The sequence below is a fragment of the Pseudomonas sp. FDAARGOS_761 genome (assembly GCF_013343155.1).
Taxonomy (GTDB): domain Bacteria; phylum Pseudomonadota; class Gammaproteobacteria; order Pseudomonadales; family Pseudomonadaceae; genus Pseudomonas; species Pseudomonas aeruginosa.
Genome location: NZ_CP054572.1, coordinates 2,718,494 through 2,732,485, shown reverse-complemented (window position 1 = coordinate 2,732,485; position 13,992 = coordinate 2,718,494). Strand labels below are relative to the sequence as shown.

Below are 13,992 nucleotides of genomic sequence, written 5' to 3'. Positions count from 1 at the left end.
GCCATTCTTCATATATGTGCGTATATATAAACGCCGATATATGGGTCGGCTTGATTCATTACAACGCGATATTCCCGACTTTCGCCGAAGCCGCGTTGTAACGCTGGTGCTGTTTACGCTTGACCGAAGAACTGCGCTTGAAACGCCGGGTCGCCGTAAAGATGTTCTTCAAGGTAATCGGGAATACCGTGATCAATCCGTTGCCCTTGTGATATTCCGGGTTCCGATCAAGGAAGAAACGCACATTCGGATTGCTGTGCGTAGCCCAGCGTGCCCGTTCGTGATCGGCCTCGGTGGTGGTCCAGCCGGTGTCGACCACCAGCGGATCGTTGCTGCTGCGCTTGAAGCTGAACTGGGCGATCAGGTGTTCGAGGAACTTCACGTGGTGGCTTTCCAGGTCGCAGTGGCAGGGCCAGACGTCATCCACGTACTTGGTCACCAGGGCGTAGCTGGAGGGATGGATCAGGGTGTCGAGGAACAGCAGGCGCTTGCCGGGGTTGAGCAACTTGTAGCGCAGCACCTGGCGGGTAAGGAAGGGAATGCTCTGGTTGGTCCCGCGGTACTCCGGGAGGATCCCCGACTCGGCGCGGATCACGCAGGCCTTGCTGTACTGGAAGACTTCCGAGTCGTGGAAATGCACGGCGCAATAGCCGACGATCTCGTGCTGGCGGTTGCGGTAGATGGCGATGCGGGTGAGGCGGGCAGTGGAGTGGATGACCTCGCGAGCGAAGGATTCATACTGGACGCCATGAAAGATCCTGGCGTGAATCGCGTAGAGTTCGCTTGCGAGGTTTCCCCTCTGTGTTTCGTCGAGTTTTCCCGGGTTGACGACTTCCCGGTAGATCCTGGCAGTCATAATCTTCTCCGAAGGAATCATCCAATATTAATTTTCGAATTTTTTTCATGCCGATGACTTCTTGTTGTTGTGCGTGGAGGTGAGGCTAGGGAAAGTCTATTTCCATATTGTTAACTGGCGCCGCCATACGCCTTAAGCTGCCAGATCTGACAGGGTATTAACTTATATTCGGAACTTGCTTCGGCTCGCTGCGCTGGCGGTCGCTCTTCGCCGCCGGCCTTTATTCTTTCGCTGTCCTTCCGGGAGGTGGCAGATGACGCAGAACATCCACGATCGCGACGACTTCTTCGCCGCCTGCCGGTCAACCTGCACGCCATACCGCTGTCCGGCTGGCGGCTGGACAGGGAGGGATGGTGCACCTGCTGGACCGCTACTCGATCGAAGGGCCGCGTACCACCGACTGGCTGGCCAGCGGCGTGGTCAAGCGTCACCGCACGCTGGGCAGCCTGCTCAACCTGTTGATCGGGTTCGGGCTTTCGTCTCGAACGGGTGGAGGAGTGGAGCCCCGGCGACGAGCAAGTGGCCGCTCGCCTAGAGCGGCCGCAACTTGCGCAACCAGCGTCGCCAACCCAGTTGCACCATGGGCTCGCCCTGGCGTTCGAGGAGGTCGGGCATCTCGCTGAAATTCACCCAGAGCTTGCCCTGCCAGTCGAGCATGTGCACCACCTGGCGCTCCCAGCGCAACTTGACGTAGCGCGGCATGCCGCTGTCGTCGGTGGCGCTGCGCAACTCCGGCACCACCTCGCCGCTGAGCCAGCGGCGCAATTCGCCGCCATCGCCGCGCTGCTGGTAGATCAGCGCGGCATACGCGCCGGACTCGCTGATCAGCCACTGCGCCTGGTCTTCGCCACGTTCGGAACGCAACGACTCCCGGCGCGCCTGGTCGTCGTCCAGGCGGGCGAGCATCTGTTCGGGCTGGCTGTGTTCGATGAGCCGGGCGAAGTCGTCGAGGACGAACCAGGCCTGGTCGTCGATCAGCAGCGCGCGCAGCAATCGCTGCTGTCGGAAGAAGTAGTGCGGGGCAAGCTGGGTATGGCCGTGCATAGGAGAAATCCTTCTCTGAGCTGTCCGCTGCCTGGCTTCTGCCGGCGCGGCAGGGAGACAGGCCGCTCGTGGGTGTTGGGCCAGCAGGCTGTGGCCTGCCGGGAACCGAAGTCGCCGGCGAAAAAAGCCTACTGACAGCGCCTGTAGGACGGCAATGGCTAAGCCTTGTACGAAGTCTCCGATGGCACAAGCCCGCTGAACAGCTAGGCCTATGAGGGTAGGCTCTTGTCCACTGTCTATATGGCGGTGAACTGCTCGCAGCCGAACCCGTTCCCTGAGCATTTCCTGGTCATCTGCGTGGCACTGGGCTGGCCCGGAAAACCTATAGCCATTTGGCGGAAAACAGGAGCGGCGGGTTTTTCCCTGCCAGAAAACCTCTTTTTTCGAGGTCTCGTAACTTGCTGATTTATAAGGGCGTAAGAAATCGTCCGAAAAAAGGGTCGGAAGCTTCGGGCAATTGGCGGCCGTTTCGCGAGGACCGGGACGGCGATCAAGCGTGCCGTTCGGGCGCGAAAGGTCCTGTGATGGGCGATGCCGCAAAGCCCCCGGCCAGGCCGGGGGCGTCGCGCCGGGAAGCGGCGCTACAGGCTCGGGTGGCCCGCCTCGATTTCGGACAAGGCATCGCTGAGCAGCGACAGCAACGCACCGTTGATGTAGGCCAGGGTGCCGCCGGGCTCTTCTTTCTCATCGAGCAAACGGGTCATGGCCAGGATGTTGATCGCCGACCTCAAGCGCACTTTCGCGTTGTCGAACAAGTGCGTGGGGAGTGCATGGGTGTCCACGTACAGGGTGGCGCTACGCGGACACATGTCGGCCTGGGAGGTGGGTAGCAGCGGGACGAAGCGGGGGGACGATTCTGTTACCTCGGGGTTGGACGTATCATTCGGCTTAGCCATGGGTCAGCTCCTTAGTAAGCTGGGTTGTGGTTAGCGGGTCGTAGGTGTTCCACCACCTGCGGCCCGCGTCTTTTTTGCCCTCAGAAAATAGAGGGCAGTGCCGTTCGGTCCTGTCCCTGCGGGATGGATTTGCCGGCCCCTCCATCATCCTCCTACTGGGTTTTTATCCAATTCCCGGGCTTCTGAGAGAGCCTGCGGAAATGTCCGGGGGAGCTGTCCGGCGTTTCCAGGGCCTGTAGGGCGAATACCGCCACAGGCGGTATCCGCCGATACCCCGGATAAGCGGCGGATAACCGCGAGCGGTTATTCGCCCTACGGAGCTGGGGAGCTGTCCGGCGTTTCCGGGGTGTGTAGGGCAAATAACGCCATGGGCGTTATCCGCCGATGTCGCGGATAAGCGGCGGATAACCGCGAGCGGTTATTCGCCCTACGGAGTTGGGACGCTGTCCGGCGTTTCCGGGGGGCGTAGGGCGAATAACGCCATGGGCGTTATCCGCCGATGTCGCGGATAAGCGGCGGATAACCGCGAGCGGTTATTCGCCCTACGGAGTTGGGGTGCTGTCCGGCGTTTCCGGGGTGTGTAGGGCGAATAACGCCATGGGCGTTATCCGCCGATACCCCGGATAAGCGGCGGATAACCGCGAGCGGTTATTCGCCCTACGGAACTGGGGAGGTGTCGGCGTTTCCAGGGCGTTATCCGCCGATTCAGAACGCCAGCAGGTAGCGCAGGGTCAGTTGGTTGCCTTCGCTGCGGTTGCGCGCGCCGCTTTCGGCGTAGAGGTTGGCGAACAGCGTTTGCCTGCCCTGGCTGTACATCACCCCCGGGCCTATGCCGAAGACCTGCTCGCGCGAGTCGGCCTGCCGGTGGCCGTCGATGCGGTCGGCGCTGATCTGTTTCAACTGGTAGCCGGCCAGGCCGATCCGCCAGTGCGGGTCCAGCGCGTAGGAGATCGAGAAGTTCGCGTGCAGCGCCTGTCCCGGCTGTACGTCGTTTGCGCCCAGGCGCGGCGAGGGGTCGTCGTTGCGGCTGATCCAGGCGTAGTGCAGGCGGCCGCTGAGTTCCAGGCGCTCGCCCAGTTCCCAGGTGAAGGCGTAGTGCGGGTTGAAGATCCAGGTGTTGCTGCCGGTGTTGATCGCGGCGTCCTTGTCGTAGTCGCCGGTGGGCAGGGAGAAGACGAAGTTCAGGCGCTGCCAGTAGGGGCGGCCGAACAGTGTAGCGGGGCCCCATTGCAGCATCAGCGGACTGACGATCAGGTCGCCCTGGCGGGTGCGCCGGCCGTCCGGGCCGCCGTCGATATCGAGGTCCAGGCGTACCAGCGGCAGCAGCACTTCGGCGCCGTAGTGGGCGCCGAGCAGGGTGTTCTGGCTGAGGTAGGCGAAGTGCGGCAACAGCGTGGTGCCACGAACCCGTTGCCGACCGGGAACCGAATGCCCGCCGGCGTCGCTGGCGTTGTTCGCCCGAACGTATTGCAGGGGCAGTTCGAAGAGCATGCCGGGACGGCTGACGCCGTCCATGAAGCTGGCGTTGCCGAGCGCCAGCGGCGGCAGCGCGACGGCGTCGGCGCGGGCCTCCAGGCAGAGTGCGGCGGAGAGGGCGCCGAAGGTGGGTAGCAGGGCTGCACGCATGAGGGAGTTTCTCTTTTTTCTGGTTCCGTGGGTTCAGAGCAACCTGATCGGGTAGTCGACCACCACCCGGTATTCGTCGGAGCTGGAGTTGCCGCGGGTGTTGCCGGGGGCGGTGTAGCCTTCGCCGGGGCGGTGGGTGGCCCAGCGCAGGGTCACGCTGAGGCCCTTGGCCGGGCCGGCGGGGAAGGCGTAGCGCAGCGACAGGTCGCGTTCCCAGTGCTGGGCGTTCTTGCCATTGGGGTTGTAGAGGTAGCCGTAGCCCGCGCTGTCCGGGTCGACCCGGGTCAGGTCGGCCTGGCCACGGCCGTAGGCGGCGCCGAACTGCCAGTCCGGGGCGGCGAGGAAGGCCAGGCTGGCCTGGTACTGGATCTTCCACGAGCGCTCGCCGGGGCCGTTGAAGTCGGCGTACTGCATGGCGTTGCTTTCGTAGAGGAAGGTCCGGTCGTTCTGCGCGATGAAGTCGAACGGGGTGTCGCCATCGACCTTTTGCAGGCTGAGGCTCAGCGACTGGCCGCCGCCGGCCAGGGTCAGGCCGGCGTTGTAGAGGTCGTTGTCGATCCGGCCGAGCTGGCTGCGGCCCTGGTCGCGGGTCTTGTAGTAATGCAGCCAGGGCGTCAGGGTCAATTGGCTGGAAAGCCGCCACGGCTGGCTGAGGCCGAGGTAGTGCTGGTTCCAGATGTCCTCCAGGCGGCCGCTGTAGAGCGTCGCCTGGCTGCCGCCGGGGGCGCTGTAGCTGGCGCCCAGCCAGGCGATGTGCGGGCTTTCGCGATCGGCGGCGATACCGCCCTTGGTGCCGTTGCCGTAGCCGCTGGTGAGATGACTGTGGCCGCTCTGGTTGCGCAGGCGGGTGGCTTCGACGAAGCCGGCGTCCAGTTCGAGCGCGCGGAAATGGTAGTTCTTCAGGGTCACGCCACGGTAGCTCTGCGGCACCATGCGACTGACGCCGCTGGCGATCACCGGGTTCTCCAGCAACTGGTCGCCGATCTTCAGCAGGCTGTCCAGGCCGCGCAGCTTGAGGGCCGCGCCGGCGGCGGAGAAGCTGTCGGCGGGGCGACCGGCGGAGTCCAGCGGCAGCACGCCGGCACCGCCGCTGCCGCCACCGCCGTCCAGGCGCAGGCCGTAGAAGGCGTGCGCATCCAGGCCGATGCCTATCGGCGTGTCGGTATAGCCGGAGCGGAACGACAGCATCAGGCCCTGGGCCCATTCGCGCTGGTCGCGGCGGGACGGGGTGTCGTGGTTGTCGCGGGCGAAATAGTAGTTGCGGAGGAAACCGTTCAGCGTCGAGCCTTCGACGAAGCCCGGCGGCACCTTCATTTCGGCTTTCTGCCGCTGGTTCAGGCCGGTGCTGATGTTGTCGCGATGGCCCAAGGAGTCGTCGGCGAGGGTCGAGCCCGGACCTATGGCAAGGGCAAGGCAGAGCGTAGCCCCGCGCTTCATGGAGGAATCAGGCATGGGTCCGGTCCGTAGTCGTTGCTGTCCACCAGGCTCCCGCTCGGCAAAAGAAGGGGCGTGCAGCCCCTTCCTTCCCATGGATCACTTGCGCTGCGAATCCAGTTGCTCGTGGTTGTTGACCACGGCCTGGGCCTTGGCGTAGCTCTCGATCAGCAGTTGGTAGTGCGGGAAGACCGCGCTGTAGGCCTCGGCGAACTGCACAGCGTCGTCGCGGTTCCAGGTGCGCTGGATTTCCGAGCAGACCGCGGCGGTGTCCATCGGCACCACGCCGGCCTGGACCACCCGTGCCAGGGTGACTTCCTGGGCCATCTTGGAGTAGGTGCCGGAGGCGTCGATCACCGCGAACACCTGATAGCCGTCGTGTACCGCGGCGATGCTGGGGAAGGCCATGCACACGCTGGTGATGGTGCCGGCGATGATCAGTTGCTTCTTGCCGGTGGCCTTCACCGCGGCGACGAATTCCGGGTTGTCCCAGGCATTGATCTCACCCTTGCGCGCGACGTACTGGGCGTGCGGCGCGGCCTCGTGGATCTCCGGGATCAGCGGGCCGTTGGGGCCCTGCGGTACCGAGGCGGTGGTGATCACCGGGATCTTCGCCAGGGTGGCGACCTTGGCCAGGGTGGTGGCGTTGGCGCGCAGTTCGGTCATCGGCATGTCCTTGACCGTCTGGAACAGGCCGCTCTGGTGGTCGATCAGCAACATGGCGGCGTTGGCCGGATCGATCTTCGGGGTCTGGCCGTTGAAGTTGGCGGGAGCGCTCATTTCCATTTCCTCTTGCAGGGTGGTCGTCCGTGAATTTCGGGCAAAGCCCGGCCGGGCCCGCGCTTCCTGCGCGGGCCATGTCGTAGGGGGGCGGACTTCAGTGGGCGCGGATGAAGCGCCCGTTCTCGAAGTCCTCGATGGCCTGGTCGATTTCCTCGCGGCTGCTCATCACGAAGGGGCCATAGCCGATGATCGGCTCGTCCAGCGGCTCGCCGCTGAGCACCAGCAACTGCACGTCGTTGTTGGCTTCCAGTTCCAGCCGCGGGTCGTCGCGGTCGAGCAGGGCGACCTGGGCTTCGCGAACGATCTCGTCGCCGACCGCGAGGGTGCCGCGCAGGACCACCACGGCGCAGGTATGTCCCTTGGGCAGGTCGAGGGCGAGGTGCTTGCCGGCCTTCAGCTGCACGTCCCAGACCGCCAGCGGCGAGTGGGTCAGCGCCGGCCCCTGGTGGCGGCCGTAGCGTCCGGCGATCACCCGCAGTTCGCCGGCCCTGTCGGGCAGGCCGACGCGGGGAATGTCGGCATCCAGCAGGGTCTGGTAGCGCGGCGGGTTCATCTTGTCGCTGGAGGGCAGGTTGACCCATAGCTGGACCATTTCCAGCGTTCCACCTGTGCTACGGAAGCGTTCCGAGTGGTACTCCTCGTGGAGGATCCCGGAGGCCGCCGTCATCCACTGCACATCCCCCGGCCCGATGCGTCCGCCGGCGCCGGTGGAGTCGTGGTGCTCGACCTCGCCCTGGTAGACGATGGTCACCGTCTCGAAGCCGCGATGAGGATGCTGGCCTACGCCGCGGCGCTGCTGTGCGGGGGGGAAATCAGCAGGCCCGGCGTAGTCCAGCAAGAGGAACGGGCTGATATGCTGGCCCAGTGTGTTGTAGGAAAAGAGCGAACGAACGGGGAATCCGTCGCCCACCCAGTGGCGGTTGGCGTTGCCGTAGATTCCCAGGACCTTTTTCACGTCGGTGCTCCTCGATTGAGTCGATGGAGCGATACGCTAGTTCCCGGGAGTGGGAACCGGTAGTCCGCAAATCAAGTCTCAGAGTCTCGCAGGTGGAACGATGAGTGGTGAGCTGGTGTTCGATCTGAACGCGCTTTTCATCTATGCCAAGGTGGTCGAGCACGGTGGCTTCGCCCCCGCCGGGCGGGTGCTGGGGATTCCCAAGTCGACCATCAGCCGCAAGGTCGCGCAGCTCGAGGCGCGCCTGGGCGTACGCCTGGTGCAGCGCTCGACGCGGCAATTCCAGGTGACCGAGATCGGCCAGGCCTACTACCGTCATTGCGTGGCGATGACGGTGGAAGCGGAGGCTGCCGAGGACGTCATCGAACAGAACCGCTCGGAGCCGTGCGGAATGGTCCGCCTGACCTGCTCGACGCCGCTGCTGCACTTCGAACTGGCGCCGATGCTGGCGCGCTTCATGGCGCAGTATCCGAACGTCGAGCTGTACGTGAAGACCTTCAATCGCCGGGTCGACGTGATCGCCGAAGGCTACGACATCTCGCTGTCGCTGCGTTTCCCGCCGCTGGAGGACAGCGACCTGGTGATGAAGGTGCTGGCACGCAGTCCGCAGGTGCTGGTGGCCAGCCCGGAGCTGCTGGCCCGCTACCGCCCGCCGGAGCTGCCGGCCGACCTGTCGGCGATGCCCTACGTCGGCTGGGAGCGTTCGCGCCTGGACGGCAGCCTGCGGCTGGTCGGCACGGATGGCAGCAGCGCGGCCCTCAACCTGCGCCCGCAACTGCTCAGCGACGACCTCGGCACCTTGCGCCAGGCGGTGCTGGAGGGCGTCGGGATCGGCGGCCTGCCGCTCTGCGTGGTCAGTCGCGACCTGGCCGAGCGCCGGCTGGTGCGGGTGCTGCCGGAGTGGACGCCGGTGGAAGGCATGGTGGTGGCAATGTTCCCTTCGCGGCGCGGGCTGTTGCCTTCGGTCCGCGCGCTGATCGACTTTCTCGCCGCAGGCTTCGCCGACGCCGCGCAGCGCCAGTACCCGGCGCCGGGCTGAGGCTCAGCGACCGGCGCCCGGGCCGTAGAGTCGGAGCAGTTGCAGGGTCACGCCGTTGGACCAGCCGAAGCCGTCCTGCAGCGGGTACTCGCCACCGCCGCCGCCGCCCTGGTTGCCGCTGATGTCGTATTTCTCCACCAGTTTTCCTTCGCGGTCGTAGACCTGCTGCACCTGGGCGAGGAATCGCCGGCCGATGTCTTCCGCCAGGGCGTCCCGGCCGTAGGCGCGCAGGCCCTGTACGGCGACCCACTGCAAGGGTGCCCAGCCGTTCGGCTCGTCCCATTGCTGGCCGCTGGCACGGGTGGTGGTGGCCAGTCCGCCCGGGCGCAGCAGTTGGGCGGCGACGCTGTCGGCGGTACGACCGGCGCGTTCGGCGGAGGCCAGCCCGGTGAATAGCGGGAAGAGGCTGGCGGCGTTGATCCGCTCGATGGGCCGCCGGCGTTGCCAGTCGTAGTCGGCGTAGTAGCCCGCCGGGTGCCAGAGGTGGTCTTCGATGGCCTGTCGTCGCTTCTCCGCGCGGGCTCCGTAGCCTTGCTCGCAGGCCTTCAGCGCGCTGCTGGCGCAGGCCTTGGCGATGGTTCGTTCGAGATGGTAGAGCAGGGCGTTGAGGTCCACCGGGACGATGGCGGTGGTGCGGATGCTGGCCAGTTCGCGGCCGTCGTCCAGCCAGCGGGAGGAGAAGTCCCAGCCGCTTTCCGCGCCGGCCCGCAGGTCGCGATAGACCTCGCCCGCGGGGCGCTGCGGGGCGCGCGCGGCGGTCGCCCGGTCCTCCAGGAAGGACTCCTGGCGCGGTGTGTCACGGTTGTCCCAGTAGCGGTTCAGCAGGCTGCCGTCGGCCAGTTTCACCACGTGCAGGCGCGCCTCGTTGGGGCGCAGCCCGGCGGAGCCTTCCATCCAGTAGGCGTATTCCTTCTGTAGCTGCGGCAGGTAGCGCCGGTAGGCGGCGTCGCCTTCGCGTCTTGCCTGGAGGTCCACCATGTAGGCGAAGAACGGCGGCTGCGAACGGCTCAGGTAGTAGCTGCGGTTACCGTTGGGAATGTGCCCGTAGGTATCGATCAGGTAGGCGAAGTTGTCGAGCATGTCGCGCACCCGCTGGTGCTGCCCGCTCTCCGCAAGGCCGAGCATGGTGAAGTAGGAGTCCCAGTAGTACACCTCGCGGAAGCGTCCGCCGGGGACCACGTAGGGTTTCGGCAGCGGCAGCAGGCTGCTGTGGGCCGGCACCTGCTCGTAGTGGCGGGTCAACGCCGGCCACAGGTCGCTGATGTGGCTGGCGAGATCGGCACCCGCTTCCGGCGGGGCGGTCTCGACGCTGCCGGACTCCTCGAAGTTGCGGCCGACGAAGGCGCGCAGGTCGAAGCCGGGCCGCTCCCTCTCGCGCAGGTAGTCGGCGCGGATCCGTGCAGGCTCGCGCAGCGGGAGCGCATCGACGAAGTGCTTCTGGTCGCTGAACAGCCGGCTTTCCTGCACCGCCTGGAACAGCTCGGGATAGGCTTCGTCGGGGGCGATCGCGCGTTCGCCGCTGGCGTCCTGCCAACCCCAGGACGCGGGCGGGGTAGGCGCCGGGCCCTGGCTGCAGGCCGCCAGCAGGAGCAGGACCCAGGCCGCGAGCATGGCGCGGGGTAGAGCGGTTCGATCAGGCATCGGCTGTCTCCTCTTCGGCAAACGCCGGGCGCGGATCGGTCGCCGGCGGGGTGCGCCTGGGGCGGCGCGGCAACCCGGCGGGAGGGCCGGGAAGGGCGCTACCCCTGTTTCGGTGAGTCGCGGCGCACGAAGTTCCATCGGAAGGATCGCCAGCGTACCTATCGCTTCCGACAGGTCCTTGCGGCTGAACTCCAGCGCTTCGTGCAGGTCCGTCGCAGAAGGGGCGCGAGCCCCCCAGTCGCCGTTTCGCCGTGCCGTTCCCCGCTGCCCGCGCCTTGCGCAGGGCCTCGGCGGTTCGAATCTCCTGCCCGTCCCTTCACGTCGGGAAGCCTGCGTTTCCCGAGAGGAGTGTTTCGCAATGGCCACCGCACTACGCTTCAGACCCCTGGACGCCTTCTACAACGTCCTCAACCCGGTTCCCTTCGGTTTCTTCGTCGCCGCTCTGGTCTTCGACGCCACCTATTTCGCCACGGCGGAGGTGATGTGGGGCAAGAGCGCGGCCTGGCTGATCAGTCTCGGCCTGCTGTTCGCCATCCTGCCCTGCGTCGTCGACCTGTGCCGCGTATGGCTGCTGCGGCGCGCGGCAGTCGTCGCGGCGGCCAGGGTTTCCTCCTTGCTGAAGTTCGCCGGCATCGTCCTGGCCATCTTCAATGCCTTCGTGCACAGCCGCGACGCCTATGCGGTGATGCCGGCCGGGCTATGGCTGTCGATCGCGACGGTGCTGCTGCTGGCGCTGGGAGAGGCGCTCCTGGCGGTATCCGCGGAGGAGGTGGCGCATGGCTAGCCTCCACTCGCTGCGCCCCGTCGCGCTTGCCCTCGGCCTGGTCCTGGCCGGCTGCAACCAGGGGTCGCAGAACGATCCGCAGCAGCAGACCGGCGCCAATCCGGCGCTTCCGGAACCGAAGCACTTCCTTCTGCCGCCGATGAAGGTACCGGAAGGCGTGGGCTGGTCGGGAGAGGCCAAGCCGACGGTGGCCCAGGGCCTGAAGATCGAGAAGATCGCCGATGGCCTGCAACACCCTCGCCAGTTGCTGGTCTTGCCCAACGGCGATGTGCTGGTGGTGGAGGCCAACTCGCCCGGCACCGCGCCGGTGACCACGCCGAAGCAACTCATCGCGGGGATGGTCAAGGGGAAGTCCGGCAAGGCCGGCAAGGGCGGCAACCGCATCACCCTGCTGCGCCGAGCCGGCGCCGGAGGCCAGTGGCAGAAGTACGTGTTCCTGGAAGGGCTGGACTCGCCGTTCGGCGTGCAGCGGGTGGGGGATTACCTGTATGTCGCCAATACCGGGAACATCATGCGCTACCGCTACGTGCCGGGTGAAACCCGGGTCGCCGACCCGGGGATGGAGTTCACCGACCTGCCGGACACCATCAACCACCACTGGACCAAGGCGCTGCTCGCCAGTCCCGACGGGCGCAAGCTCTACGTGGGCGTCGGTTCGAACAGCAACATCACCGAGAACGGCGCGGCGATCGAATACCGTCGCGCGGCGATTCTCGAGGTGGACGTCGCCAGCCGCGGCAGCCGCATCTACGCCTCCGGCCTGCGCAACCCGACCGGCCTGCAGTGGGAACCGGTCTCCGGCAAGCTGTGGACCATCGTCAACGAGCGCGACGAGATCGGCAACGACCTGGTCCCGGACTACCTGACCTCGGTACGGGAGGGCGGCTTCTACGGCTGGCCCTACAGCTACTTCGGCCAGCACCTGGATTCGCGAGTGAAGCCGCAGCGTCCCGACCTGGTGGCGAAGGCCATCGTCCCCGACTACGCGCTGGGTTCCCACGTGGCCGCGCTGGGCCTGTTCTTCTACACCGGCAACGAGTTGCCCGAGCGCTATCGCAACGGCGCCTTCGTCAGCGAGCACGGCAGTTGGAACCGCTCGCCGGTCAGCGGCTTCCAGGTGGTCCATGTGCCGTTCGCCGACGGCAAGCCCGCCGGTGCGCCGCAGCCGGTGGTGACCGGGTTCGTCTCCGCGGACGAGAAGCAATTGTTCGGCGCGCCGGTGGGGTTGGCGCAGGCGGCCGACGGGGCGTTGCTGATCGCCGACGACGTCGGCAACGCGATCTGGCGGGTGAGCGCTGCGGGCACCGACTAGCGGCCCGCTCGACGGTGTCCGGGCCGGAGCTGGCGGTCCGGGCACGGTGCTGCGGTCCGGCGCAGTAAATCCGTGCGTCCCTCCTGCGTCTCCTGTGCATCCGATCCGCGAATGCCGCCCCTGGCGGCCGGATCGCCGGTTGCCAGTGGAACACCACCACGCCTTGAGGGTTGAAGACATGCACGTCGCCACCAGCGTCATCGAAGACCAGCCGCTCCGCGCCACCCCGGCGGAGGGCGAAACGCTCTACGAGTTCTCCCAGTCGCCCTTGCTGGAACGGCAAAGCCGCCAGGAGTCCAACGCGCGCAGCTATCCGCGGCGGATTCCGCTGGCGCTGAAGAAGGCCAGGGGGCTGCTGGTGGAGGACGTCGAGGGGCGTACCTTCATCGATTGCCTGGCCGGCGCCGGCACCCTGGCGCTGGGGCACAACCATCCGGTGGTGATCGAGGCGATCCGCCAGGTTCTGGCCGACGAGCTGCCGCTGCACACTCTCGACCTGACCACCCCGGTGAAGGACCAGTTCGTCCAGGACCTGTTCGGCCTGCTGCCGCCGGCGCTGGCCGCCGAGGCGAAGATCCAGTTCTGCGGCCCGACCGGCACCGACGCGGTGGAAGCCGCGCTGAAACTGGTACGCACCGCCACCGGGCGCAGCACCATCCTGTCGTTCCAGGGCGGCTACCACGGCATGAGCCAGGGCGCGCTGGGGCTGATGGGCAATCTCGGACCGAAGAAGCCGCTGGGCGCGGTGCTCAGCACGGGCGTGCAGTTCCTGCCGTATCCCTACGATTACCGTTGCCCGTTCGGTCTCGGCGGCGAGGCGGGGGTCAAGGCGAACCTGCACTACCTGGAGAACCTGCTGAACGATCCGGAAGGCGGCGTGCAGTTGCCGGCGGCGGTGATCGTCGAGGTGGTCCAGGGCGAGGGCGGCGTGGTTCCGGCCGATCTCGACTGGCTGCGCGGCTTGCGGCGGATCACCGAGCAGGCCGGGGTGGCGCTGATCGTCGACGAGATCCAGAGCGGCTTCGCCCGTACCGGCAGGATGTTCGCCTTCGAGCACGCCGGCATCGTCCCCGACGTGGTGGTGCTGTCCAAGGCCATCGGCGGCAGCCTGCCGCTGGCGGTGGTGGTCTACCGCGAATGGCTGGACAAATGGCAGCCCGGCGCCCACGCCGGCACCTTCCGCGGCAACCAGATGGCCATGGCCGCCGGTTCGGCGGTGATGCGCTACCTGAAGGAACACGACCTGGCGGCCCACGCGGCGGCCATGGGCGAGCGCCTGGCCGAGCACCTGCGCATCCTCCAGCGCGACTATCCGCAACTGGGCGATATCCGCGGTCGGGGGCTGATGCTCGGGGTCGAGATCGTCGACCCGCAGGGCGAGGCGGATGCCCTCGGTCATCCGCCGACCGACGGCGCCCTGGCCTCGCGGGTCCAGCGCGAGTGCCTGAGGCGCGGCCTGATCCTCGAACTGGGCGGCCGCCACGGCAGCGTGGTGCGCTTCCTGCCGCCACTGATCATCGGCGCCGAACAGATCGACGAGGTGGCCCGGCGTTTCACCCGCGCCCTCGGCGCGGCGCTGGCCGGCTAATTTTCTCGCCGGGCTTTTCGTTATCCAACGCAAG

12 protein-coding genes are annotated in these 13,992 nt (G+C 66.5%); 4 read left to right on the top strand and 8 right to left on the bottom strand.

All coding sequences use genetic code 11. The annotated features are described in order from the left end of the window. Positions 1 to 58: 58 nt before the first annotated feature. From FOC67_RS12650 to FOC67_RS12620, 7 genes are all read right to left on the bottom strand, one after another. Positions 59 to 856 (bottom strand): hypothetical protein, encoded by a 798-nt coding sequence (locus FOC67_RS12650; protein WP_009316182.1) that lies wholly within the window; start codon positions 854 to 856, stop codon positions 59 to 61. A gap of 531 nt (positions 857 to 1,387) precedes the next feature. Further along, positions 1,388 to 1,900, bottom strand: coding sequence for a Bro-N domain-containing protein (locus FOC67_RS12645; RefSeq protein ID WP_003089651.1), 513 nt, complete (start codon positions 1,898 to 1,900; stop codon positions 1,388 to 1,390). Between the two features lie 581 nt (positions 1,901 to 2,481). Beyond that, positions 2,482 to 2,796, bottom strand: a complete 315-nt coding sequence (locus FOC67_RS12640) for a hypothetical protein (RefSeq protein WP_003113065.1) — start codon at positions 2,794 to 2,796, stop codon at positions 2,482 to 2,484. 705 nt (positions 2,797 to 3,501) lie between these two features. Beyond that, entirely contained in the window at positions 3,502 to 4,422 is a 921-nt protein-coding gene (locus FOC67_RS12635; RefSeq protein WP_003111281.1) for a transporter, read from the bottom strand. A gap of 33 nt (positions 4,423 to 4,455) precedes the next feature. Continuing rightward, complete coding sequence (locus tag FOC67_RS12630; RefSeq protein ID WP_003111282.1) at positions 4,456 to 5,874, bottom strand: OprD family porin; 1,419 nt, start codon at positions 5,872 to 5,874, stop codon at positions 4,456 to 4,458. A gap of 81 nt (positions 5,875 to 5,955) precedes the next feature. After that, a complete protein-coding gene (locus tag FOC67_RS12625; protein WP_003139235.1) occupies positions 5,956 to 6,636 on the bottom strand; it encodes a hydrolase in 681 nt (226 codons plus the stop codon). A 97-nt stretch (positions 6,637 to 6,733) separates the two neighbouring features. Beyond that, positions 6,734 to 7,594, bottom strand: coding sequence for a pirin family protein (locus tag FOC67_RS12620; protein ID WP_003089646.1), 861 nt, complete (start codon positions 7,592 to 7,594; stop codon positions 6,734 to 6,736). Between the two features lie 100 nt (positions 7,595 to 7,694). Between FOC67_RS12620 and FOC67_RS12615 the strand changes: the two genes are divergently transcribed. Further along, the gene (locus FOC67_RS12615) at positions 7,695 to 8,633 is read left to right on the top strand and encodes a LysR substrate-binding domain-containing protein (RefSeq protein ID WP_003111285.1); all 939 of its coding nucleotides are present in this window, start codon (positions 7,695 to 7,697) and stop codon (positions 8,631 to 8,633) included. Positions 8,634 to 8,636: 3 nt separating this feature from the next. On the opposite strand, the gene treA is transcribed toward FOC67_RS12615, so the two are convergent. Further along, complete coding sequence (gene treA / locus FOC67_RS12610; RefSeq protein ID WP_003122365.1) at positions 8,637 to 10,274, bottom strand: alpha,alpha-trehalase TreA; 1,638 nt, start codon at positions 10,272 to 10,274, stop codon at positions 8,637 to 8,639. A gap of 358 nt (positions 10,275 to 10,632) precedes the next feature. On the opposite strand from treA, the gene FOC67_RS12605 reads away from it, so the two are divergent. From FOC67_RS12605 to FOC67_RS12595, 3 genes are all read left to right on the top strand, one after another. After that, positions 10,633 to 11,058 carry a hypothetical protein gene (locus tag FOC67_RS12605; protein ID WP_003111287.1) on the top strand — a complete coding sequence of 142 codons (426 nt, stop codon included), beginning with the start codon at positions 10,633 to 10,635 and terminating at the stop codon, positions 11,056 to 11,058. Further along, positions 11,051 to 12,370: a sorbosone dehydrogenase family protein gene (locus FOC67_RS12600; protein WP_003120116.1), complete on the top strand. Its 1,320-nt coding sequence runs from the start codon at positions 11,051 to 11,053 to the stop codon at positions 12,368 to 12,370. Before FOC67_RS12605 ends, FOC67_RS12600 begins: the two co-directional genes overlap by 8 nt. Positions 12,371 to 12,548: 178 nt before the next feature. After that, entirely contained in the window at positions 12,549 to 13,958 is a 1,410-nt protein-coding gene (locus FOC67_RS12595; protein ID WP_009316181.1) for an aspartate aminotransferase family protein, read from the top strand. Positions 13,959 to 13,992 lie beyond the last annotated feature (34 nt).

Bases quoted from the DNA above. Each gene is read 5' to 3' on its own strand.
- FOC67_RS12650 (WP_009316182.1), bottom strand. From the start codon at position 856: ATGACTGCCAGGATCTACCGGGAAGTCGTCAACCCGGGAAAACTCGAC.
- FOC67_RS12645 (WP_003089651.1), bottom strand. From the start codon at position 1,900: ATGCACGGCCATACCCAGCTTGCCCCGCACTACTTCTTCCGACAGCAG.
- FOC67_RS12640 (WP_003113065.1), bottom strand. From the start codon at position 2,796: ATGGCTAAGCCGAATGATACGTCCAACCCCGAGGTAACAGAATCGTCC.
- FOC67_RS12635 (WP_003111281.1), bottom strand. From the start codon at position 4,422: ATGCGTGCAGCCCTGCTACCCACCTTCGGCGCCCTCTCCGCCGCACTC.
- FOC67_RS12630 (WP_003111282.1), bottom strand. From the start codon at position 5,874: ATGCCTGATTCCTCCATGAAGCGCGGGGCTACGCTCTGCCTTGCCCTT.
- FOC67_RS12625 (WP_003139235.1), bottom strand. From the start codon at position 6,636: ATGAGCGCTCCCGCCAACTTCAACGGCCAGACCCCGAAGATCGATCCG.
- FOC67_RS12615 (WP_003111285.1), top strand. From the start codon at position 7,695: ATGAGTGGTGAGCTGGTGTTCGATCTGAACGCGCTTTTCATCTATGCC.
- treA (WP_003122365.1), bottom strand. From the start codon at position 10,274: ATGCCTGATCGAACCGCTCTACCCCGCGCCATGCTCGCGGCCTGGGTC.
- FOC67_RS12605 (WP_003111287.1), top strand. From the start codon at position 10,633: ATGGCCACCGCACTACGCTTCAGACCCCTGGACGCCTTCTACAACGTC.
- FOC67_RS12600 (WP_003120116.1), top strand. From the start codon at position 11,051: ATGGCTAGCCTCCACTCGCTGCGCCCCGTCGCGCTTGCCCTCGGCCTG.
- FOC67_RS12595 (WP_009316181.1), top strand. From the start codon at position 12,549: ATGCACGTCGCCACCAGCGTCATCGAAGACCAGCCGCTCCGCGCCACC.